Source organism: Kitasatospora sp. NPDC057936, assembly GCF_042887525.1.
Lineage (GTDB): Bacteria > Actinomycetota > Actinomycetes > Streptomycetales > Streptomycetaceae > Kitasatospora.
Genome location: NZ_JBHVPD010000018.1, coordinates 1 through 22,379 on the forward strand (window position 1 = coordinate 1; position 22,379 = coordinate 22,379).

General features: G+C 71.2%; 19 protein-coding genes and 3 tRNA genes. 19 read left to right on the forward strand and 3 right to left on the reverse strand.

Annotated features, from left to right (window positions below; genetic code table 11):
- Window positions 1-114: 114 nt before the first annotated feature.
- Together ACFVU9_RS12310 and ACFVU9_RS12315 are read left to right on the forward strand one after the other, a co-directional pair.
- On the forward strand, window positions 115-2,655 hold the full coding sequence (locus ACFVU9_RS12310) for an ATP-binding protein (RefSeq protein WP_380435834.1): 2,541 nt from the start codon (window positions 115-117) through the stop codon (window positions 2,653-2,655).
- Between the two features lie 69 nt (window positions 2,656-2,724).
- Window positions 2,725-3,399, forward strand: coding sequence for a response regulator (locus ACFVU9_RS12315; RefSeq protein WP_380435836.1), 675 nt, complete (start codon window positions 2,725-2,727; stop codon window positions 3,397-3,399).
- A gap of 271 nt (window positions 3,400-3,670) precedes the next feature.
- Here ACFVU9_RS12315 and ACFVU9_RS12320 read toward each other — a convergent pair whose 3' ends face one another.
- Window positions 3,671-4,942, reverse strand: coding sequence for a hydrolase (locus ACFVU9_RS12320; RefSeq protein ID WP_380435838.1), 1,272 nt, complete (start codon window positions 4,940-4,942; stop codon window positions 3,671-3,673).
- A 252-nt stretch (window positions 4,943-5,194) separates the two neighbouring features.
- On the opposite strand from ACFVU9_RS12320, the gene ACFVU9_RS12325 reads away from it, so the two are divergent.
- The 6 genes from ACFVU9_RS12325 to ACFVU9_RS12350 all read left to right on the forward strand — a co-directional run bounded on the left by ACFVU9_RS12325 (window position 5,195) and on the right by ACFVU9_RS12350 (window position 7,755).
- Window positions 5,195-5,267, forward strand: a tRNA-Thr gene (locus ACFVU9_RS12325).
- Window positions 5,268-5,310: 43 nt separating this feature from the next.
- A tRNA-Met gene (locus ACFVU9_RS12330) sits at window positions 5,311-5,383 on the forward strand.
- Window positions 5,384-5,466: 83 nt separating this feature from the next.
- Complete coding sequence (rpmG, locus tag ACFVU9_RS12335; RefSeq protein WP_006604855.1) at window positions 5,467-5,631, forward strand: 50S ribosomal protein L33; 165 nt, start codon at window positions 5,467-5,469, stop codon at window positions 5,629-5,631.
- Window positions 5,632-5,764: 133 nt separating this feature from the next.
- Complete coding sequence (locus ACFVU9_RS12340) at window positions 5,765-6,223, forward strand: MaoC family dehydratase N-terminal domain-containing protein (RefSeq protein WP_359962150.1); 459 nt, start codon at window positions 5,765-5,767, stop codon at window positions 6,221-6,223.
- Window positions 6,224-6,228: 5 nt separating this feature from the next.
- On the forward strand, window positions 6,229-6,651 hold the full coding sequence (locus tag ACFVU9_RS12345) for a MaoC family dehydratase (RefSeq protein ID WP_380435840.1): 423 nt from the start codon (window positions 6,229-6,231) through the stop codon (window positions 6,649-6,651).
- Window positions 6,652-6,711: 60 nt separating this feature from the next.
- The gene (locus tag ACFVU9_RS12350) at window positions 6,712-7,755 is read left to right on the forward strand and encodes a UDP-N-acetylmuramate dehydrogenase (RefSeq protein WP_387592722.1); all 1,044 of its coding nucleotides are present in this window, start codon (window positions 6,712-6,714) and stop codon (window positions 7,753-7,755) included.
- Here the strand turns inward: ACFVU9_RS12350 and ACFVU9_RS12355 are convergent.
- Both ACFVU9_RS12355 and ACFVU9_RS12360 read right to left on the reverse strand, forming a co-directional pair.
- Window positions 7,752-8,804: an adenosine deaminase gene (locus ACFVU9_RS12355; protein WP_380435844.1), complete on the reverse strand. Its 1,053-nt coding sequence runs from the start codon at window positions 8,802-8,804 to the stop codon at window positions 7,752-7,754. The two genes, ACFVU9_RS12350 and ACFVU9_RS12355, sit on opposite strands and share 4 nt — an antisense overlap.
- Before the next feature lie 138 nt (window positions 8,805-8,942).
- A complete protein-coding gene (locus ACFVU9_RS12360; protein WP_380435846.1) occupies window positions 8,943-10,190 on the reverse strand; it encodes a pyridoxal phosphate-dependent aminotransferase in 1,248 nt (415 codons plus the stop codon).
- Between the two features lie 284 nt (window positions 10,191-10,474).
- On the opposite strand from ACFVU9_RS12360, the gene ACFVU9_RS12365 reads away from it, so the two are divergent.
- The 11 genes from ACFVU9_RS12365 (at window position 10,475) to rpoB (ending at window position 22,342) form a co-directional block, all read left to right on the forward strand.
- A tRNA-Trp gene (locus ACFVU9_RS12365) sits at window positions 10,475-10,547 on the forward strand.
- Window positions 10,548-10,697: 150 nt separating this feature from the next.
- A complete protein-coding gene (gene secE, locus ACFVU9_RS12370) occupies window positions 10,698-11,054 on the forward strand; it encodes a preprotein translocase subunit SecE (RefSeq protein WP_359962165.1) in 357 nt (118 codons plus the stop codon).
- Between the two features lie 209 nt (window positions 11,055-11,263).
- Complete coding sequence (gene nusG / locus ACFVU9_RS12375) at window positions 11,264-12,145, forward strand: transcription termination/antitermination protein NusG (protein WP_387592726.1); 882 nt, start codon at window positions 11,264-11,266, stop codon at window positions 12,143-12,145.
- A gap of 165 nt (window positions 12,146-12,310) precedes the next feature.
- Window positions 12,311-12,745 (forward strand): 50S ribosomal protein L11, encoded by a 435-nt coding sequence (gene rplK / locus ACFVU9_RS12380; protein ID WP_350511356.1) that lies wholly within the window; start codon window positions 12,311-12,313, stop codon window positions 12,743-12,745.
- 103 nt (window positions 12,746-12,848) lie between these two features.
- Window positions 12,849-13,571 carry a 50S ribosomal protein L1 gene (gene rplA, locus ACFVU9_RS12385; RefSeq protein ID WP_360342401.1) on the forward strand — a complete coding sequence of 241 codons (723 nt, stop codon included), beginning with the start codon at window positions 12,849-12,851 and terminating at the stop codon, window positions 13,569-13,571.
- Window positions 13,572-13,718: 147 nt separating this feature from the next.
- Window positions 13,719-14,507 carry a hypothetical protein gene (locus tag ACFVU9_RS12390; protein ID WP_380435851.1) on the forward strand — a complete coding sequence of 263 codons (789 nt, stop codon included), beginning with the start codon at window positions 13,719-13,721 and terminating at the stop codon, window positions 14,505-14,507.
- A 114-nt stretch (window positions 14,508-14,621) separates the two neighbouring features.
- Complete coding sequence (locus ACFVU9_RS12395) at window positions 14,622-15,467, forward strand: hypothetical protein (RefSeq protein ID WP_387592729.1); 846 nt, start codon at window positions 14,622-14,624, stop codon at window positions 15,465-15,467.
- Between the two features lie 459 nt (window positions 15,468-15,926).
- Window positions 15,927-16,790 carry a hypothetical protein gene (locus ACFVU9_RS12400; protein ID WP_380435855.1) on the forward strand — a complete coding sequence of 288 codons (864 nt, stop codon included), beginning with the start codon at window positions 15,927-15,929 and terminating at the stop codon, window positions 16,788-16,790.
- 343 nt (window positions 16,791-17,133) lie between these two features.
- Window positions 17,134-17,697 carry a 50S ribosomal protein L10 gene (gene rplJ, locus ACFVU9_RS12405; RefSeq protein WP_350503606.1) on the forward strand — a complete coding sequence of 188 codons (564 nt, stop codon included), beginning with the start codon at window positions 17,134-17,136 and terminating at the stop codon, window positions 17,695-17,697.
- An 88-nt stretch (window positions 17,698-17,785) separates the two neighbouring features.
- The gene (gene rplL / locus ACFVU9_RS12410) at window positions 17,786-18,166 is read left to right on the forward strand and encodes a 50S ribosomal protein L7/L12 (protein WP_363648534.1); all 381 of its coding nucleotides are present in this window, start codon (window positions 17,786-17,788) and stop codon (window positions 18,164-18,166) included.
- A 699-nt stretch (window positions 18,167-18,865) separates the two neighbouring features.
- A complete protein-coding gene (rpoB, locus tag ACFVU9_RS12415; RefSeq protein ID WP_329930352.1) occupies window positions 18,866-22,342 on the forward strand; it encodes a DNA-directed RNA polymerase subunit beta in 3,477 nt (1,158 codons plus the stop codon).
- The last annotated feature ends 37 nt before the right edge of the window (window positions 22,343-22,379 follow it).

Here is a 22,379-nt window from a genome sequence, read left to right on the forward strand (position 1 = left end):
CGGGGGCGGGGGGGGGGCCCCCCCCCCCCCGCGGGGCCCCCCCGCCGTACACCCCGACCCCGGTGCGGGGCCGCCCTGGCAGGCCGCCCCGCAGGACACGAAAGAGCAGCGCCCATGGCCCGCGACCTCACGCCCGGCACCGGCACCCGCAGCGGCCGGCTGCGGGTGTACCTGGGTTCCGCCCCCGGGGTCGGCAAGACCTACCGGATGCTGGACGAGGCGCGGCGCAGACAGGAGCGCGGCGCCGACGTCGTGGTCGGGTACATCGAGTGCCACGGCCGCCGGCACACCGAGGGTATGCTGGCCGGCCTGGAGGTCCTGCCGCGGGTCCACCGCTCCTACCGGGAAGCCGAGTTCGAGGAGATGGACCTCGACGGCGTGCTCGCCCGCCGCCCGTCCGTCGTCCTCGTCGACGAGCTCGCGCACACCAACATCCCCGGCGGCCGCAACGCCAAGCGCTGGCAGGACGTCGAGGACCTGCTCGCCGCCGGCATCGACGTCATCAGCACCGTCAACATCCAGCACCTGGAATCGCTGAACGACGTCGTCCAGAAGATCACCGGGATCCCGCAGCGGGAGACCGTCCCGGACGAGGTGGTCCGCCGGGCCGACCAGATCGAACTCGTCGACATGGCCCCGCAGGCGCTGCGCCGCCGCATGGCCCACGGCAACGTCTACAAGGCGGAGAAGGTGGACGCCGCGCTCTCCAACTACTTCCGGGTCGGCAACCTCACCGCCCTGCGCGAACTCGCCCTGCTGTGGGTCGCCGGGCGGGTCGACGAGGGCCTGCGCGACTACCGGGCCAACCACAACATCGACCGCGTCTGGGAGACCCGCGAACGCGTCGTGGTCGCCCTCACCGGCGGCCCCGAGGGCGAGACGATCATCCGCCGCGCCGCCCGGATCGCCGACCGCACCGCCGGGGGCGACCTCCTCGCCGTCCACGTGACCAGGAGCGACGGCCTGGCCGGCGCCTCCTCCGGCGCGCTCGCCCAGCAGCGGCAGCTGGTCGAGACCCTCGGCGGCAGCTACCACGTGGTGGTCGGCGACGACATCCCCACCGCGCTGCTGGCCTTCGCCCGCGCCCACGACGCCACCCAGCTGGTCCTCGGCACCAGCCGCCGCGGCCGGATCAGCCGCTTCCTCACCGGCCCCGGCATCGGCGAGACCACCGTGGACGCGTCCGAGGACATCGACGTCCACATGGTCACCCACGAGTTCACCCGCCGCGGCCGGCTGCCCTCGCTCGGCCGGCGCCACTCCAAGCGCCGCACCATCGCCGGCTACGCGGCCGGCTTCGTGGTGCCGTGGATCCTGACCGGGATCCTCTCCCAGGCGCACCACAGCGTGAACCTCACCACCGACGCGCTGATCTTCCAACTCGGCGTGGTCATCGTCGCCCTGCTCGGCGGCGCCACCTCGGCGCTGCTGGCCGCCGTCATCGCCTCGGTGCTGCTCAACTACTTCTTCATCCCGCCCGTCCACACCCTGACCATCACCGAGACGAACAACATCGTCGCCCTGGTGGTCTTCGCCGCCGTCGCGCTGGCCGTCTCCACCGTCGTCGACCACGCCGGCCGGCTCACCAGCCGGGCCGCCCGCGCCACCGCCGAGGCCGAGACCCTCTCCACCCTGGCGGGCAGCGTGCTGCGCGGCGCCGACGCGCTGCCCGCGCTGCTGGAGAAGTCCCGGACGGCCTTCGGCATGGACGCCGTCGCCCTGCTCTCCCGCACCGGCGGCGAGGTGCTGGCCCACTCCGAGGCCGAACACCCGGGCGAGCCGGGCGGGGAGACCACCGAGGTGCCGGTCGGCACCGACGCCGTCCTGGTCCTCACCGGCCGCCGGCTGCCCGCCGCCGACCAGCGCGTCCTCACCGCCTTCGCCGCCCACGTCGCCGCCGCCCTGGAGCGCGACCGGCTGGCCGTCGTCGCCGCCGAGGTCGAGCCGATCAAGGCCGCAGACCGGATGCGCACCGCCCTGCTCGCCGCCGTCAGCCACGACCTGCGCACCCCGCTGGCCGCCGCGCTCGCCTCGGTCGGCTCGCTGCGCAGCCCCGACGTCGAGTTCTCGCCCGAGGACCAGGCCGAACTCCTCGCCACCGCCGACGAGTCGCTGGTCAAGCTCACCCGCCTGGTCGACAACCTGCTCGACATGAGCCGCCTCCAGGCCGGCGCCCTCACCCTGCACCTCACCGAGACCCACCTCGACGAGATCCTGCCCCGGGCGCTGGACAGCCTCCCCGACCCGTACGCGCCGGTCCAGCCGCTCGACCTCGACACCGCCCCGCCGGTGCTCGCCGACCCGCCGCTGCTGGAGCGCGTCCTCGCCAACGTGATCACCAACGCGCTGCGCCACAACGCGCCCGGCGCGCCCGTCCTGGTCACCGCCAGCCACCACGCCGACCAGGTCGAGATCCGGGTGATCGACCGCGGGCCCGGCATCGCCCCCGAGGACCGGGACCGGGTCTTCCTGCCGTTCCAGCGTCTCGGCGACACCGACAACACGACCGGCGTCGGCCTCGGCCTCGCCCTCTCGCGCGGCCTCGCCGAAGCCATGGGCGGCAGCCTGGAGGTCGAGGACACCCCCGGGGGCGGCACCACCATGCTGCTCACCCTGCCCGCAGCCGCCACTCGGGAGGAGCCTGAACATGAGTGAGCGAAGCGAACGAATCATCGAGAGGTGCGTGTTTCGCGAAGCGACCGCCGAGCGAAGCGAGGTGGCCGCATGAGTGAAATTCTGATCGTCGACGACGAACCCGCTCTACTGCGGACGTTGCGGATCAACCTCAGCGCCCGGCACTACGCCGTCCGGACGGCCGCGAGCGGCGGTGAGGCGCTCGACCGCGCCGCCCGCACCAGCCCGGACGCCGTCCTGCTCGACCTCGGCCTGCCGGACGTCGACGGCATGGACGTCCTGCGCGGCCTGCGCAGCCACAGCGCGATGCCGATCATCGTGCTGTCCGGCCGCTCCGGCGCCGCCGACAAGGTGGGCGCCCTCGACGCCGGCGCCGACGACTACCTCACCAAGCCCTTCCAGATGGAGGAGCTGCTGGCCCGGCTGCGCGCGGTGCTGCGCCGGCCCTTAGGCGGCCTCCCGCTGCTCCAGCCGGTCATCGGCGACCACACCGTGGACCTCGCCGCCACCACCGTCACCGGCCCGTCCGGCCCGGTGCGGCTCACCCCGACGGAGTGGCGCATCCTCGCCCTGCTGCTCGCCAACCCGGGCCGGCTCGTGCCCGGACGGCAGATCCTGCGCGAGGTGTGGGGGCCGGCCCAGGAGGAGCGCGGCAACTACCTGCGGGTCTACCTGGCCGGGCTGCGCCGCAAGCTGGAGCGGGACCCGGCCCGGCCGCGGCACCTGATCACCGAACCGGGCATCGGGTACCGCTACGAGCCCTGACGGGACGGCCGCGTCGTCAAAGGACCGTCAAGCCGTCAAAGGCCCGTCAAGAGGCGCCGGTTCACCGACAGGAGGGCGTCAAGGCCGGTCGGGAGCGGTCGTCCGCGGGCGTAGCGTCAGTGCTGTCCGAGCGGGCGCCGGCTCCAATGTGGGGGAGGCCGGGGCCCGCTCCCGCCGCCGCAAGGCGGCCAGCAGGTGGGGGAGGGGCGCGCAACTGTCCATTGCGCGCCCCTACGCCTTTTCCGGCCCTGCGCCTATCGGGGAACGGGACTCAGCCCCCGCCGCTGCTCCCCGACTGCCGCGGCAGCGCCAGCGCCACGGTGTCCGCGAACTCCCGTACAGCGCTGGTCCGGCTGACCACCCGCCCGCTGTGCACCACCAGTCGGCTGTGCCCGCCCGCGAGCGCCCCGGCCAGGCTGTCCCCGCGCACCGCCAGGAGCTCCGCCGGGAACCCGGCGTCCACCCGCACCGGCGGCAGCCCGAGCGCCGCCCGGGCCCGGTTCGCCACCGCGTCGTACGCCTCGTCCGGGCCCAGTGCCCCGCTCGCCGCCAGCAGGTACGCGGCCTCCAGCGGATCCGCCCGGCCGACCGGGTTCGACTGGTCCCGCAGCGTGCCGCTGCCCGCCGACAGCTCGACCCGGGCCTCCGTCAACTCCCTGAGCAGGCCGGGACGCAGGCCCGTCGGCGGGCCTTCGAGACCGGAGCAGCCGCCGTTCTGCGGCAGGCACACCACCCGCACCCCCGCGGTGGCCAGCACCGTCGCCGCGCCGCGGGCCAGCGACCCGCACGGGCCGAGCGTCACGCGCGGCTGCAGCGGAGCCAACGCGCCGACCAGGCGGGCGAGTTGGGCCGGATCGGCGGCGGTGGTGTGGAGGTCCACCGGGCAGTCCGCCTCGCGGGCGGCCTCCAGCAGCACCTGCACGTACCCGGCCGGATCCGGGTCCAGCTCCGGGCAGCCGCCGGCCGCGGTGGCGCCCAGCTTGAGCGCGTCGCGCAGCTGCGCCCGGCCGTCCGCCCCGGCCCGGCCGGTCAGCAGCCGGGGCATCGCCACCGCCTGGAGCTCGGCCAGCCCGCGCAGCGCCTGCCGGGCGGTGAGCACCGCCTCCAGCCGGCCCAGCCCGTGCACGTCGCCGATCCGGACGTGGGTGCGCTGGGCGGTGGCGCCGTAGCCGAGCGAGGTGAGCGCGGCCTCGGTGATCCGCCGGGTGAGGTCGGCGGGCGTCTCGGGCGGCGGGGTGGGCAGTGCGGCGGAGAAGGCGACGTCGTAGTGGGCGTGCGCCTCGACGGGGGCGGGCAGCAGCAGGTAGCCCTTGAGGTCGATCTTGGCGCCGGTGGTGACGGTGGGCGTGCCCGGCATGGCGGGCAGCGGGCCGAGGCTGCCCACGGTGCCGACGGCCTGGATCCGGTCGCCGCTGATCCGGACGTCCACCACCCGCCCGTCGGCCAGCCGGGCGCCGGTGAGCAGGAGGACCGGGCCGTGCCCGAGCGGGTTGGCCGCCGGGCCGGGCCCCTGGTGCGGCCCGTCGGCGGCTGCGCTGTCCATCGCCGGCTCCTTCTCGCGCTGGGGCCCGTCGGGTGGCAGGCCGTCCCGATCAATGAGGGTCGAGCCTATGGGGCCGGGGGGCGGGGCGCCGGGAGGCGGGCATTAGTCGTATCGGGTCGGGCCGCGCGGCTCGCAGGCCGCTCGAACGCGGTGCCTTGGATCGCTCGTCCGTGCACCGCGCCCACCTGCGGTCTTCGCGGCCGGATACGGATTTCACCTCTGGGCGCGGAACGTGTAATCTCTTCCTCGTTCGCCCCTATAGCTCAGTCGGTAGAGCGTCTCCATGGTAAGGAGAAGGTCTGCGGTTCGATTCCGCATGGGGGCTCTGGTGAAAAGCAGTCAGCTCCGGCTGTGCTGCGGATCACTGTGGCGGTGTAGCTCAGTTGGTAGAGCAAGCGGCTCATAATCGCTGTGTCACCGGTTCAAGTCCGGTCACCGCTACCCCGCGTAGTCGGTCGGGAGATCGCACTCCCGGTCGGCTACTCTTGTTGTGTTCTTATTCGTTGTCCAAGGAAGGCACTCCCGTGGCTGCCACCGATGTCCGCCCGAAGATCACGCTGGCCTGCGTGGAGTGCAAGGAGCGGAACTACATCACCAAGAAGAACCGGCGTAACGACCCGGACCGTCTTGAGATGAAGAAGCACTGCCCCCGCTGCAACTCGCACACCGCGCACCGCGAGACCCGCTGACCCTCCCGTAGGGCATCGGGCCTGTGTGAATCCAGGTCTCATACTCCGGGCCGCATCCCTCACTGGGTTGCGGCCCGGAGTTTTTTTCGTACCCACCGCTTCGTATCCACCGCGTCCTCGAGGAGTTGCCGCCATGGCGCTCGATCCCTCCTTCATCGGGCGGACCTATCCGCCGACCGAGCCCTACGAGGTCGGTCGCGAGAAGATCCGTGAGTTCGCCGTCGCCGTCGGTGACCACAACCCGGCCTACACCGACCCCGAGGCGGCCAAGGCGCTCGGCCACCCCGACGTGATCGCCCCGCCGACGTTCCCCTTCCTGATCACCTACCGGGCCGCGGCCCAGGTGGTCGAGGACCCGGAGCTGGGCCTGGACTTCACCCGGGTGGTCCACGGCGACCAGAAGTTCGCCTACACCCGCCCGGTGCGGGCCGGCGACCGGCTGTCGGTCGACGTGACCATCGACAACATCAAGTCGCTGGCGGGCAACGACGTGCTCACCGTCCGCGGCGAGGTGACGGACGCGACCGGCGAGCACGTGGTGACGTCGGTCATGACCCTGGTGGCCCGGGCCGCCGACGAGGCGGGGGAGTGAGCCCGATGGCGATCAGCTACGACGAGGTCGAGGTCGGCACCGAGCTGCCGGCGCAGTCCTTCCCCGTGACGCGCGACACCCTGGTGCGCTACGCGGGCGCCTCCGGCGACTTCAACCCGATCCACTGGAACGAGAAGTTCGCGCTGGAGGTCGGCCTGCCCGACGTCATCGCCCACGGCATGTTCACCATGGCCGAGGCGATCCGGGTGGTCACCGACTGGGTCGGCGACCCGGCGGCCGTGGTCGAGTACGGCGTCCGCTTCACCCGCCCGGTCCCCGTCCCGAACGACGGCGTCGGCTCGGTGATCGAGGTCTCCGGCAAGGTCGCCAAGCTCCTCGACGACCGCAGGGTCCAGGTCGACCTCGTCGCCACCTTCGGCGGCCAGAAGGTCCTCGGCATGTCCCGGGCCGTCGTCCGCCTCGGCTAGGACCCGTACCGGGTGGAAGGGGTGCCGGGCGGTGCTCCTTCCACCCGTACGCTGGGGGGCGTGCTGGTAGAAAACGACGCCCCCCTTGCCCCGCTGACCACGCTCCGGCTCGGCGGGCCGGCCCGCAGGCTGGTCACCGCGCACACCGACGACGAGGTCGTCGCCGCCGTCCGCGAGGCCGACGCGGCGGGCGAGCCGCTGCTGGTGATCGGCGGCGGCTCGAACCTGGTGATCGGCGACGCCGGCTTCCCCGGCACGGTGCTGCGGATCGCCACCACCGGCTTCGCGCTGGACGGGACGGTCCTGGAGCTGGCGGCCGGCGAGGTCTGGTCGGCGGCGGTCGAGCGGACCGTCCTCGACCACGGCCTGGCGGGCATCGAGTTCCTGGCCGGCATCCCCGGCTCGGCCGGTGCCACGCCGGTGCAGAACGTCGGCGCGTACGGCCAGGAGGTCGCGCAGACGATCACCGAGGTCGTCGCGTACGACCGCACCGCCGACGAGGTCGTCACGCTGGCGAACGACGCGTGCGGGTTCTCCTACCGGCACAGCCGCTTCAAGGCGGAGCCGGACCGCTACGTCGTGCTGCGGGTGCGCTTCGCCCTCGCGGACCACGACGGCCTCTCCAGCCCGGTGAAGTACGCCGAGGTGGCGAAGCACTTCGGCGTCGAGCAGGGCGAGCGGGTGCCGCTGGAGAAGGCCCACGACGCGGTGCTCGGGCTGCGCGCCGGCAAGGGCATGGTCCTGGACCCGGCGGACCACGACACCTGGTCGGCCGGCTCCTTCTTCACCAACCCGGTGCTCACGGCCGCGCAGTACGAGTCCTTCCGCACCCGTCCGGGCACCGGGAACGCCCCCGCCTACCCGGCGCCGGAGGGCTGCACCAAGACCTCGGCCGCGTGGCTGATCGACAAGGCCGGCTTCGGCAAGGGCTACGGCAGCGGTCCGGCCACGCTCTCCACCAAGCACACCCTGGCCCTGACCAACCGCGGCTCCGCCACCGCCGAGGACCTGCTCGCACTCGCCCGGGAGATCCGGGACGGCGTGCGGGCGGCCTTCGGGGTGGAGCTCGTCAACGAGCCGGTGATGGTGGGCGTGCGGCTCTAGGACCCGTCCACGGGGCCGTGCCCGTCGGCCAGCCAGGCGTCGATGTCAGCCAGGAGCTCCTTGCGGACGGCCTCCGGTGCGCACGAGCCGCGGACGGACTGGCGGGCCAGCTCGGCGAGTTCGGCGTCGGTGAAGCCCAGCACGTCGCGGGCCAGGTCGTACTGAGCGGCCAGCCGGCTGCCGAACAGCAGCGGGTCGTCCGCGCCGAGCGCGAGCGGCACCCCGGCGTCGAACAGCTTGCGCAGCGGGACCTCGTCCGGGTGCTCGTAGACGCCCAGCGAGACGTTGGACGACGGGCAGACCTCGCAGGTGACCTGCCGGGCGGCCAGCCGCTCCATCAGCCGCGGGTCCTCGGCGGCCCGGACGCCGTGGCCGATCCGGCCCGCGCCCAGGTCGTCCAGGCAGTCCCGGACGGACTCCGGGCCGGCCAGCTCGCCGCCGTGCGGGGCGGCCAGCAGCCCGCCCCGGCGGGCGATCGCGAAGGCCCGGTCGAAGTCCCGGGCCAGGCCGCGGCGCTCGTCGTTGGAGAGGCCGAAGCCGACCACACCGTGGTCGGCGTAGCGGACGGCGAGCCGGGCCAGGGTCCGGGCGTCCATGGGGGACTTCATCCGGTTCGCCGCGACCAGCACCCGGATGCCCACGCCGGTGGCCGCGGCGGCCTGCTCGACGGCGTCGAGGATGAGTTCCAGTGCGGGGATCAGCCCGCCCAGCCGGGGGGCGTACGAGGTCGGGTCGACCTGGATCTCCAGCCAGCGGGAGCCGTCCCGCCGCTCGTCCTGCGCGGTCTCCAGGACCAGCCGGCGGATGTCGGCCTCGTCCCGGAGCACCGAGCGCGCGGTGTCGTAGAGGCGCTGGAAGCGGAACCAGCCGCGTTCGTCGGTCGCCCGCAGCCTGGGCGGCTCGCCGGAGCTGAGCGCCTCCGGCAGCCGGACGCCGTGTTTGTCGGCCAGTTCCAGCAGGGTGGCCGGACGCATCGAGCCGGTGAAGTGCAGGTGCAGGTGGGCCTTCGGGAGGCCCCTGACGTCTCGCGGATTCAACAGGCGTTCCATTTGCCGATCCTGCCCTATCGGGCCCCCGAACGGGAACCGCCCTCCCTTCATCCCCCGATGGGGTGAAAGGAGGGCGGTCCGCCGGTGAACCCGGCGCGTCGGGTCGACGACGGCCGTCGGCCGGGCGTCGGCCGGTCGTCAGTCGCGGGCCTCGCCGAGCAGCTGCTGGATCCGGCCGATGCCCTCGACCAGGTCGGCGTCGCCGAGCGCGTAGGAGAAGCGCAGGTAGCCGGGGGTGCCGAAGGCCTCGCCCGGGACGGCGGCGACCTCGACCTCGTCCAGGATCAGGCTCGCCAGCTCGCCGGAGGTCTGCGGGCGCTTGCCGCGGATCTCCTTGCCGAGCAGGCCCTTGACGGACGGGTAGGCGTAGAACGCGCCCTCGGGCTCGGGGCAGACGACGCCCTCGATCTCGTTGAGCATCTTCACGATGGTCTTGCGCCGGCGGTCGAACGCGGTGCGCATCTCGTGCACGGCCGAGAGATCGCCGCTGACGGCGGCGATCGCGGCGCGCTGGGCGACGTTGGAAACGTTCGAGGTGGCGTGCGACTGCAGGTTGGTCGCGGCCTTGATGACGTCCTTCGGGCCGATCACCCAGCCCACCCGCCAGCCGGTCATCGCGTAGGTCTTGGCGACGCCGTTGACGACGATGCACTTGTCGGCCAGGCCGGGCAGCAGGGCCGGCAGCGAGGTGAAGGCCGCGTCGCCGTAGACGAGGTGCTCGTAGATCTCGTCGGTGAGCACCCACAGACCGTGCTCCAGCGCCCAGCGGCCGATCTCCTCGGCCTCGGCCCGGGTGTACACCGCGCCGGTCGGGTTGGACGGCGAGACGAAGAGCACCACCTTGGTGTTCTCGGTGCGGGCGGCCTCCAGCTGCTCGACCGAGACCTTGTAGCCCGTGGTCTCGTCGGCGATCACCTCGACCGGGACACCGCCGGCCAGCTGGATCGACTCCGGGTAGGTGGTCCAGTACGGGGCCGGGACGATGACCTCGTCGCCCGGGTCCAGGATCGCCGCGAACGCCTCGTAGATCGCCTGCTTGCCGCCGTTGGTCACGAGCACCTGCGAGGCGTCCACCGCGTAGCCCGAGTCGCGCAGGGTCTTGGCGACGATCGCTTCCTTCAGCTCGGGCAGGCCGCCGGCCGGGGTGTAGCGGTGGTTCTTCGGGTCGCGGCAGGCTTCGACGGCCGCCTCGACGATGTAGTCCGGGGTGGGGAAGTCGGGCTCGCCGGCGCCGAAGCCGATCACCGGCCGGCCGGCCGCCTTGAGGGCCTTGGCCTTGGCGTCCACGGCGAGGGTCGCGGACTCGGCGATCGCGCCGATCCGGGCGGAGACCCGGCGGTCGGCGGGGCGGATGGAGGGGTCGGGCTGCGGGGTGGAAGCGCTCATGCCTGCATCGTCGCAGAACCGGGACGGACCGGGCAGCGCGGTTTCACCATCCGTACGGGCCCGTCCGAATCGCGGCCGCGGATGATCGGACGGTGATCATGCGGGCATGCCGGACATAAGCCGGGCGACCGGTGCTCCGGCGAGAAGAGGTTCGACCAAACAGCCCCGGACCACGTACACTCACTGCTCGACGGCCACCGAAAACAACCGGAGCTTTCACCGCATGTGCAGACAGCGGCGGGAGATGCGGTAGGTTGGTCGCTACCGGAGCCGCGAGGCACCGTAGGGCAATAGCTCAATTGGTAGAGCACCGGTCTCCAAAACCGGCGGTTGGGGGTTCAAGTCCCTCTTGCCCTGCTGCTTGACCCGTATTCAGCCCGTTCGCTCCACAGAGCGAGCGGGCTTGATGCGGAGAGGGCACCGATCAGCACCGCTTTAGCCGGCTAGCACGTGCCCGACCGGGTGCGCAGGTGATGCTCGGCAGGACCCGGATTCAGGTGAGGACGAGTGACGGAGACCACGGGCTCCACCGCAACGCCTGAGAGCGGCAACCCCGAGGGTGCCGACGGCGCTGCCGAGAACGCGCCCGCCGAGGGCGAGGAGAAGGCGCTCTCGCGCCGCGACCGCAAGCGCGCCAAGCGTTCGGGCGACAAGTCCGGCAAGCGGGCCAAGAAGGGCCTGTTCGCCCGGATCGGCCTGTTCTACCGCCAGATCATCGCCGAGCTGCGCAAGGTCGTCTGGCCCACCCGCGGCGAGCTCACCAGCTACACCACCGTCGTGGTCACCTTCGTCGTGGTCATGATGGCCCTGGTGGCCGGTCTGGACTACGGCTTCTCCAAGCTCAGCCTGCTGGTCTTCGGCTGACCGAGCCGACCGCCTTCGAAAAGCTTCCCGACCCGGGCCGATACTTCGGCCCGGGTCGAGCTGTCTGCGCCGCACGTACACGGCCGCTACCGTTGACTCGGTACTGTTGAAGTCTCCGGACATCCACCTGGCGCCCGCGCGAGCGGGGCGCGCGGGCGGCCGTAGCGGAGCGCGCCACCTTCACCATCTCCAGGAAAGAAGCAGCCACCGTGTCTGAGTCCCCCCTGTACGACGCCGACGAGACCGTCCGCGAGGCGGATGTCGCCGCCGAGCTGGACGCGGCCGAGCTGGCTGACGACGCAGCGTCCGCCGAGCAGATCGTGGACGCCGTGGACGGCGACGAGGACGAGGTCGAGGCGTTCGACGAGGCCGAGGCCGGCGAGCCCGCCGAGGAGGCCGCGCTGCACGTGGAGACCGTCGAGGAGCCCGCCGCCGAGGTCGAGGAGGCCGAGGAGGAGGCCGCCGAGGTCGAGGAGGCCGTCGAGGTCGACCCGGTCGCCAAGTTCCGCGAGGACCTGCGCTTCATGCCCGGCGAGTGGTACGTGATCCACACCTACGCCGGCTACGAGAACCGGGTGAAGCAGAACCTGGAGCAGCGCGCCGTCTCGCTGAACGTCGAGGAGTACATCTTCCAGGCCGAGGTGCCGCAGGAGGAGGTCGTCCAGATCAAGAACGGCGACCGCAAGACCATCCGCCAGAACAAGCTCCCCGGCTACGTCCTGGTGCGCATGGACCTCACCCCCGAGTCCTGGGGCGTCGTGCGCAACACCCCCGGTGTCACCGGCTTCGTGGGCAACGCCTACGACCCGTACCCGCTGACTCTGGACGAGGTCGTCAAGATGCTCGCCCCGGACGTCGAGCGCCAGGCGGCCAAGGAGGCCGGCAAGCCCTCGCCGGTCAAGCCCAGCGAGATCCAGGTCCTGGACTTCGAGGTCGGCGACTCGGTCACCGTCACCGACGGCCCGTTCGCGACCCTCCAGGCGACCATCAACGAGATCAACCCCGACTCGAAGAAGGTCAAGGGCCTGGTCGAGATCTTCGGCCGGGAGACCCCGGTCGAGCTGTCCTTCGACCAGATCCAGAAGAACTAGTCGTACGGTCTTCGGATTCGGGGCGGGGCCGACGGCCCCGCCCCGAATCCGTTTTGGTCCAGCGGCGCGGACGCGTTAGCCTGGTTCGATGTGTGTGCTGGCGACCGGGTGTCGCCCCGGTTCCGCACGCACCAGCAATCACCTCTCGGAAGGACCCGGAGAGACATGCCTCCCAAGAAGAAGAAGGTCACGGGGCTTATCAAGCTCCAGATCAACGCCGGCGCGGCCAACCCGGCTCCGCCGGTCGGCCCCGCGCTGGGCCAGCACGGCGTCAACATCATGGAGTTCTGCAAGGCCTACAACGCTGCGACCGAGTCGCAGCGCGGCATGATCGTGCCGGTGGAGATCACGGTCTACGACGACCGTTCCTTCACCTTCATCACGAAGACGCCGCCGGCCGCGCGCCTCATCCTGAAGGCCGCCGGTATCGACAAGGGCTCCAGCGAGCCGCACAAGACCAAGGTCGCCAAGCTCACCAGCGCCCAGGTCCGCGAGATCGCCACGACCAAGATGCCCGACCTCAACGCCAACGACCTGGACGCGGCGGAGAAGATCATCGCCGGCACCGCCCGGTCGATGGGCATCACCGTCGAGGGCTGACCAGCCCCGTCCCGTCAGGGACAAACCGGCTCAGCCGTCCCTGTGGTAGGGCCTGCGCAGGTCCGTCGAATACCACAACTCCAATCACCATTCAGGAGCAGCAGTGAAGCGCAGCAAGGCTCTGAAGGCCGCGGACGCTCAGGTCGACCGCGAGCGCCTTTACGCCCCCCTCGAGGCCGTCCGCCTCGCCAAGGCGACCAGCACCACCAAGTTCGACGGCACCGTCGAGGTCGCCATGCGTCTGGGCGTCGACCCGCGCAAGGCCGACCAGATGGTCCGCAGCACCGTGATCCTCCCGCACGGCACCGGTAAGACCGCTCGGGTCCTGGTCTTCGCGACCGGCGAGCGTGCCGAGGCCGCGCGTGCTGCGGGCGCCGACATCGTCGGCTCCGACGAGCTCATCGACGAGGTCGCCAAGGGCCGCCTCGACTTCGACGCCGTCGTCGCCACCCCGGACCTCATGGGCAAGGTCGGCCGCCTGGGCCGCGTGCTCGGTCCCCGTGGCCTGATGCCGAACCCGAAGACCGGCACCGTGACCCCGGACGTCGCCAAGGCCGTCAACGAGATCAAGGGCGGCAAGATCGAGTTCCGCGTCGACAAGCACTCGAACCTGCACTTCATCATCGGTAAGGCCTCCTTCACCGACGAGCAGCTGGTCGAGAACTACGCCGCCGCGCTGGACGAGGTGCTCCGCGCCAAGCCGTCCGCCGCCAAGGGCCGCTACATCAAGAAGACCGCGTTCTCGACCACCATGGGCCCCGGCATCCAGGTGGACCCGAACCGCACCCGCAACCTCCTCGTCGAGGAAGACCCGGCCGCGGTCTGAGCCACAGCGCTCCAGAGCAGTCCGTCACGGCGGGCCCGTACTCCCCTCGCGGGGAGTGCGGGCCCGCCGTCGTTGCGTTGTCGGGCGCGTCGTACGCTCGGCCGGTCGGATCATGTGACCGACTCGTGTCGACCGCCGGAGTGTGCCGTGCTGCCGTCCGCCCACCGCCTCGCCGCCCTCGGGGCCGTCCTGCTCCTGCTCGGTGGCACCACCGGGTGCAGCCTGCTGGCCGTCCCGGACGCCCGGACCCCGGGCAACGTCGCGGCGGCGGTCCCGCCCAGGCAGGTGGTGCTCGCGGCGGCCCAGGCGCTCGACGACGCCGGCGGGGCCCGGATCGACGTCGTGACCGAGGGCCCGGCCGGGCGCCGCACCGCGAGCGGCACGCTGGTCTGGGGCGACCGGGACGAGACCGACCTGAGCGTCACCGACGAGCTGGGCACCGGGCGGCTGACCGGCCGCGACGGCGAGTTCGACCTCGTCTACCAGGGCGGCGCGGCCAAGCACGCGGACCGTACGGGCGCCGAGTCGCTGGACCCGCGCGCGGGCGCTTCGCCCGGCGGGTACGCGGGCGGCTGGACGACCTGGCTGATCAGCACTCCGGGCAGCACGGCGTACACGATGGTCCAGGCCGGGGCGCTCGGTTCGCTCGGCGCCGAGCAGCTGGCCGGGACGACGGTCGCGCACTACCAGGGCGCGGCGCCGGTGGCCGACTACTTCGGCGCGGACAAGGACTTCTCGGCCGAGCGGCTCGCCGGGGTGCTCGCCTACTACCGCGGGCTCGGGGTCACCACGATCGGGTTCGACGTGTGGGTGGGGCCGGGCAACCGGCTGCTGCGGTTGCGCGAGACGGCCAGGGGGAGCGGTGGAACCGTGGTGACCACGACGGACGTCTCCGCCCCCGGGGAGGGAGAGGGAACGCCCGCCCCGACGGGCTGACGGGCGCGCGGACATCCCCGCGTGCCGGTTCTGGCGATCCGTTAGAGTCCGCCTGAGCGAGGGCCGAAAATCGGCTCTTCAGCGGATCGTTTCGGATCTTACGGGGGGACTCCCATGCGTGCTGTGCGTCTCGCTTCGGCCGTTGTCACGGCCGCCGTGCTGGTGGGGGGCGTGACCGCCTGCGGCAGCAGTGCCAAGAGCGCGGCCGACACCAAGGGCGGTGACACCAAGGCCGCGGGCGACGCCGTCGCCGGGGCCCTGGGCGGGGACCCGAAGGCCGCGCTGGCCGCCTCCGCGCTGGTGATGCAGAAGGCCGGCAACGGCAAGGTCACCATGGTCGCCCCGGACGGCTCCACCCACACCGGCGGCAGCGGCGACGCCGACTGGAAGGACCCGGGCAAGACGTCCGTGGACCTCACCGGTGAGATGGACACCAAGAAGCTGCGCATCCGGGTGGTCGGGACCGACGTCTACCTCGGCGGCGGGGACGCCGAGGCCGCGGCGCTCGGCGGCAAGCACTGGGTGAAGATGCCCGCCGGCAACGAGATGGGCGACGGCCTCCTGCTGATGACCCAGATGCTCAACCCGGTCGTCCAGCTGACCCTGGCCGCGGCGAACAAGCCGACCAAGGTCGGCCAGGAGGCCGTCGAGGGCACCCAGGCCACCCACATCCGCTCGGTGGAGGACACCTCCACCATGGTGGCCGGCATGACCGGGCTCAGCCCGGAGCAGCGCCAGGCCGTCCAGAAGTCGCTGGAGCAAGACGGCAAGACCATCACCGTCGACCTCTGGCTCGACGCCAAGCAGCAGCTGGTGCAGCTCCAGGAGTTCGGCGACAAGAACGGCGAGCACGACGCCGTCACCGTCAAGTACACGGGTCTCGGCAGCGCGGCGAAGATCGCGGCGCCCGCCGCGGCGGACCTCGGCAACCCGGCCGACATCCTCAAGCTGCTCGGCTGAGCCGCCCGACCACCGCACGGGGAGCCCATCGGGCTCCCCGCTCGGCAAGCTCCTGACGCCCCTCACCGGCGGCCGGTCGGCCCCGTACCGCTCCACCCGGGACGCGATGTACCTGCGCCTCGGCGGTCAGGCCGTCGGTGCCGTGGGAGGGCGGCACTGGCTGCACTACGACAAGGCGGTCAGGGCGAAGGTCTCCGGGGGGCGACCAGCTCCAGAACGCCGACCCGGCGCCACCAAGAACGGCGCGTTTAGGGTCACCGTCACATACTCGGACTACGGCACCCCGGTGACCGCCCCCGCTCCGGACCCCGCCGACACGGTGGAGCCGTCCGAGCCGGCGGCGCTGGACAAGGGGGCGCCGCGGGCTGACCCGGGCCCGGGTGGCATGGTGGCCGGAACAGCGAGGCCGCCGCGGCGGCGACCGCGGCGGAAGGGCGACCGGGGCGAAAGGGGACAGCGATGGCGGGACGGCGGCGGCTGACGGCCGTGGCGGTCGTCGTGCTGCTGGCGAGCGGGCTGAGCGCGTGCGGCGGTGGCGGCGACGCCGGGCCGACGCCCACCGGCAGCCCGACCCCGACCAGCGCCTCCCCGACGGGGCCGGCCAAGCCGACCGACCGCTCGCCGCACGGCGTCCTGCTCTCCGCCGAGCTGGCCATGCAGACCGCCCGCCGGGCCAAGGTCAGCTACCGGCTGGGGGCCGACGCCGGCGCCGGGCCGCTGTTCTGGCAGCCCAAGACGGCGCTGCAGATCAAGCGGTCCACCCCGGCCGACGCCGAGCAGCTGATCGTCGTGGACACCGTCGCCTACCAGGGCGGCGACGCGGCCACCGCGGCCCGTCAGGGCGGCAAGCACTGGGAGCGCTTCTCCACGCCGCCGGGCCCGGACGGCCACAAGGAGGTCCCGTACGCGGGGCTGATCGACCTGCTGAACCCGGTCGAGGCGCTGACCGCCGCGACCGCGGACGGCGTGGAGCCGCGGTTCGTCGCCGAGGAGAAGTTCGAGGACTCGACCGTCGAGCACTACCAGGTGACGACGACCGCGGAGAAGTACGCGGCCGCCCAGACCCAGCTGAGCCAGTCCCGCCGGGACGGGCTGCGGGCGGCGCTCGCCCCCGGCGGCTCGCTCTCGCTGACCCTGGACCTGTGGCTGAACGACAAGGACCAGCTGGTCAAGCTCCAGCGCACCGGTACCGGGGACTCCGGCCGGGCGGACGACTCGGTGCTCTACACCGACCTCGCCGGCGCCCTGCTCTCCGTCCAGGCCCCTGCCGAGACCGACACCGTGGACACCGGGACGCGCACCGTGTCCCCGCTGGCCCGCTGAGCTCCCGGCGTCCCGGGGGCGATTTGCCCCGGACGGCGGAGTCCGGTTACTGTTGCCGAAGCCAAAGACCGCTGGTTGTCGCCACGCTCTCGTCAGGGAGCCGGTGACCGAAGGATCTGCGCCCCGTGCGCAGGCAGCCCGCGCAGGTGTGTCTGGAGCTTCGACTTCCGGGTCCGCGTTCGCGCGAATGCCCGTCGAGGTCGCTACGAGCCCCGTGCGCCTGCGCACCGGGGCTCATTGCATTTTCCGCAAGAGCTTTCCTTCCGTCCGGTCGGTTCGAGGTGTGAATGGTCGACTTTCGCGGTCGGCCGGACTTCGACATCACGGAAGGAGGCGTAAGCCTATGGCCAGGCCCGACAAGGCTGCCGCCGTCGCCGAGATCACGGACAAGTTCCGTGGCTCCTCCGCGGCGCTGCTGACCGAGTACCGCGGTCTCTCGGTGAAGCAGGTCAAGACCCTGCGTCGCTCGCTCGGCGACAACGCCGAGTACGCCGTGGTGAAGAACACGCTGACCAAGATCGCGGCCAATGAGGCCGGGATCTCCGAGCTGGACGACCTGTTCAACGGTCCGACGGCTGTCGCCTTCGTCACCGGTGACCCGGTGGAGTCGGCGAAGGCTCTGCGTGACTTCGCCAAGGAGAACCCCGCTCTCATCATCAAGGGCGGTGTCCTTGACGGTAAGGCGCTGTCCGCCGATGAGATCAAGAAGCTCGCGGACCTCGAGTCCCGCGAGGTGCTGCTCGCCAAGCTGGCGGGTGCCCTGAAGGCCAAGCAGTCCCAGGCTGCCGCGCTCTTCCAGGCCCTGCCGTCGAAGCTCGTCCGCACTGTGGACGCGCTGCGCGACAAGGTCGAGCAGGGCGGTGCCGGTACGCCGGCTCCCGCCGCCGAGGACGCCGCCGCCGAGTAATTCGGCAGGCTCACGCCTCGCTGCGGGCCCGTGCCCGCCCAACCCGTACATACGGCACCACCTGCCGATTTAGTGGAAGGACGCCATCATGGCGAAGCTGTCCCAGGACGAGCTGCTCGCGCAGTTCGAGGAGCTCACCCTCATCGAGCTCGCTGCCTTCGTGAAGGCCTTCGAGGAGAAGTTCGACGTCACCGCCGCCGCCCCGGTCGCCGTTGCCGCCGCCGGTGGCCCGGCCGCCGTTGAGGCCGTCGAGGAGCAGGACGAGTTCGACGTCATCCTCGATGGTGCCGGCGACAAGAAGATCCAGGTCATCAAGGAGGTGCGCACCCTGACCTCCCTCGGCCTGAAGGAGGCCAAGGACCTCGTTGACACCGCTGGTGCCAAGGTCCTGGAGAAGGTTGCCAAGGACGTTGCCGAGAAGGCCAAGGCCGCCCTCGAGGGTGCCGGCGCCAAGGTCACCGTCAAGTGATCTCGGGCCCCCTCCGAGGGGGCTCCGGGCCGGGCCGATCACCCTTGCGGGTGGTCGGCCCGGCCTTTTCGCGTTCCCGGCCGCAGGTCGGGACCACCGGTGTGGCCCATCGCTCACTCGGCACTGTCGGTGCCGGGGGGTATGGTGATCACCGTCATCGGGAGTAGCCCCCACCACGGCTTCTGTAACGCCGGAGGGGTTCCGATCGATGGACAGGGCGAGGTCCGCGCCGGAGGCGGGGCCCTTGACGAACCTGGCGCGGCGCGCGATTCTCAAGGCGCGAGTCCCCCCGGTTGGTTTGCGGCTGGATGCATAACCAGCGGCTCCGGCGGGAAGTGACTCCACGTGAGTTGAGCGGCCCGGCTCGGTCCGGGCCGGTGCAGTGCCCAGAGCAGTACCGGCGAGCGCCCGCGCCCGCCGGCTACCGGGAGGAGTCTCCGATTCGGTTTCCGAATCAGAGCTGGACAGCAGTGTGCCCTTTGGCTACACTGTCCCTTTGCGCTGCCTGTTAGCTGCTCCGTGACTCGTCGCCCGGAGTTTGCGTTGCCCTGAAGGGGTCTGGCACCACCTCCGCAAAGCGGCTCTGACCTGGGACTTCGGTCCCGGCGGAGGCCAGTGGCGAGGGAGGCGGGACCAAGCCCATGCAGGCCCGGCTGGTACGCGCGTAGTGAGCTCCGAGCCCTCGGAAGGACCCCCCTCTTGGCCGCGCCGCGCAACGCCTCGAACAATTCCGCCGCATCCACCGCCCCGCTCCGCGTCTCCTTCGCGAAGATCAAGGAGCCCCTCGAGGTCCCCAACCTCCTGGCCCTGCAGACCGAGAGCTTTGACTGGCTGCTCGGCAACGCGGCCTGGAAGTCCCGGGTCGAGGCGGCGCTGGAGAACGGTCAGGACGTCCCCACCAAGTCCGGTCTGGAGGAGATCTTCGAGGAGATCTCCCCGATCGAGGACTTCAGCGGGTCGATGTCCCTGACCTTCCGCGACCACCGTTTCGAGCCGCCGAAGAACTCGATTGACGAGTGCAAGGACCGTGACTTCACGTACGCGGCCCCGCTCTTCGTCACGGCCGAGTTCACCAACAACGAGACCGGTGAGATCAAGTCTCAGACGGTCTTCATGGGCGACTTCCCGCTCATGACCCACAAGGGCACGTTCGTGATCAACGGCACCGAGCGTGTCGTCGTGTCGCAGCTGGTCCGTTCCCCGGGTGTGTACTTCGACTCCACCCTGGACAAGGTCTCCGACAAGGACATCTACTCCTGCAAGGTCATCCCCTCGCGTGGTGCCTGGCTGGAGATGGAGATCGACAAGCGCGACATGGTCGGCGTCCGCATCGACCGCAAGCGCAAGCAGTCCGTCACCGTGCTGCTGAAGGCGCTCGGCTGGACCAACGAGATGATTCTCGAGGAGTTCGGCGAGTACGAGTCCATGCGCAACACCCTGGAGAAGGACCACACCCAGGGCCAGGACGACGCGCTGCTGGACATCTACCGCAAGCTGCGTCCGGGCGAGCCGCCGACGCGCGAGGCCGCGCAGACGCTTCTGGAGAACCTGTACTTCAACCCGAAGCGCTACGACCTCGCGAAGGTCGGCCGCTACAAGGTGAACCGGAAGCTGGGCAACGCCGAGTCGCTGGACTCCGGCGTGCTCACCGAGCCCGACATCATCGGTGCGATCAAGTACCTGGTGAAGCTGCACGCCGGTGAGACCGAGTGGAACGACGAGACCGGCCGCGACATCGTGGTCGAGGTCGACGACATCGACCACTTCGGCAACCGCCGCCTGCGCAACGTCGGCGAGCTCATCCAGAACCAGGTCCGTACGGGTCTCGCCCGTATGGAGCGCGTCGTGCGCGAGCGCATGACCACCCAGGACGTCGAGGCGATCACGCCGCAGACCCTGATCAACATCCGGCCGGTCGTCGCCTCCATCAAGGAGTTCTTCGGCACCAGCCAGCTGTCGCAGTTCATGGACCAGACGAACCCGCTGTCGGGCCTGACCCACAAGCGCCGTCTGTCCGCCCTCGGTCCCGGTGGTCTCTCCCGTGAGCGCGCCGGCTTCGAGGTCCGTGACGTGCACCCCTCGCACTACGGGCGCATGTGTCCGATCGAGACCCCCGAAGGCCCGAACATCGGTCTGATCGGGTCGCTCGCCTCGTACGGCCGGGTCAACGCGTTCGGCTTCATCGAGACCCCGTACCGCAAGGTCGTCGACGGTGTCGTCACCGAGCAGGTGGACTACCTCACCGCCGACGAGGAGGACCGCTACGTCATCGCCCAGGCGAACGCCCCGCTGACCGCGGACCTGCACTTCGCCGAGCCTCGCGTCCTGGTCCGCCGCCGTGGCGGCGAGATCGACTACATCCCGGGCTCCGAGATCGACTACATGGACGTCTCGCCGCGCCAGATGGTGTCGGTCGCGACCGCCATGATCCCGTTCCTCGAGCACGACGACGCCAACCGCGCGCTCATGGGCTCGAACATGATGCGCCAGGCGGTGCCGCTGCTGAAGAGCGAGGCCCCGCTGGTCGGCACCGGCATGGAGTACCGCTGCGCCGTCGACGCCGCCGACGTCATCACCGCCGAGAAGGCCGGTGTCGTCCAGGAGGTCTCGGCCGACTACGTCACCGTGGCGAACGACGACGGCACCTACACCACGTACCGCGCCGCCAAGTTCACCCGCTCGAACCAGGGCACCGCCTTCAACCAGAAGGTGCTCGTGGACGAGGGCGCCCGGGTCGAGACCGGCCAGGTCCTGGCCGACGGCCCGTGCACCGACGAGGGCGAGATGGCCCTCGGCAAGAACCTGCTCGTGGCGTTCATGTCGTGGGAGGGTCACAACTACGAGGACGCGATCATCCTGTCGCAGCGCCTCGTGCAGGACGACGTCCTCTCCTCGATCCACATCGAGGAGCACGAGGTCGACGCCCGTGACACCAAGCTCGGCCCCGAGGAGATCACCCGGGACATCCCGAACGTCTCCGAGGAGGTCCTCGCCGACCTCGACGAGCGCGGCATCATCCGCATCGGCGCCGACGTCGTCACCGGCGACATCCTGGTCGGCAAGGTCACCCCGAAGGGCGAGACCGAGCTGACCCCCGAGGAGCGCCTGCTCCGCGCGATCTTCGGTGAGAAGGCCCGTGAGGTCCGCGACACCTCGCTGAAGGTCCCGCACGGTGAGTCCGGCAAGGTCATCGGCGTCCGCGTCTTCGACCGCGAAGAGGGCGACGAGCTGCCCCCGGGCGTCAACCAGCTGGTCCGCGTCTACGTGGCCCAGAAGCGCAAGATCACCAACGGTGACAAGCTCGCCGGCCGTCACGGCAACAAGGGCGTCATCTCCAAGATCCTGCCGGTCGAGGACATGCCGTTCCTGGAGGACGGCACCCCGGTCGACATCATCCTCAACCCGCTGGGCGTCCCGTCCCGAATGAACCCCGGGCAGGTCCTGGAGATTCACCTCGGGTGGCTCGCCAAGCAGGGCTGGGACGTCTCCGGCCTCGCCGACGAGTGGGCCCAGCGCCTGCAGGCGATCGGCGCCGACACCGTCCAGGGCGGCACCAACCTCGCCACCCCGGTCTTCGACGGCGCCCGCGAGGACGAGATCACCGGCCTGCTGGACAACACCACGCTCACCCGTGACGGCGAGCGCCTGGTGAACTCCACCGGTAAGGCCCGCCTGTTCGACGGCCGCTCCGGCGAGCCGTTCCCGATGCCGGTCTCGGTCGGCTACATGTACATCCTCAAGCTGCACCACCTGGTCGACGACAAGCTGCACGCCCGTTCGACCGGTCCGTACTCGATGATCACCCAGCAGCCGCTCGGTGGTAAGGCGCAGTTCGGTGGTCAGCGCTTCGGTGAGATGGAGGTGTGGGCCCTCGAGGCGTACGGCGCGGCCTACGCGCTGCAGGAGCTGCTCACCATCAAGTCCGACGACGTGCTCGGCCGCGTGAAGGTCTACGAGGCCATCGTCAAGGGCGAGAACATCCCCGAGCCCGGCATTCCCGAGTCCTTCAAGGTCCTCATCAAGGAAATGCAGTCGCTCTGCCTCAACGTGGAGGTGCTGTCCTCGGACGGCCAGTCCATCGAGATGCGGGACTCCGACGAGGACGTCTTCCGCGCCGCCGAGGAGCTCGGCATCGACCTGTCCCGGCGCGAGCCGAGCAGCGTCGAAGAGGTCTGACGGAGGTTGGGCCGGCCCGCTGACCGGGCCGGCCCGC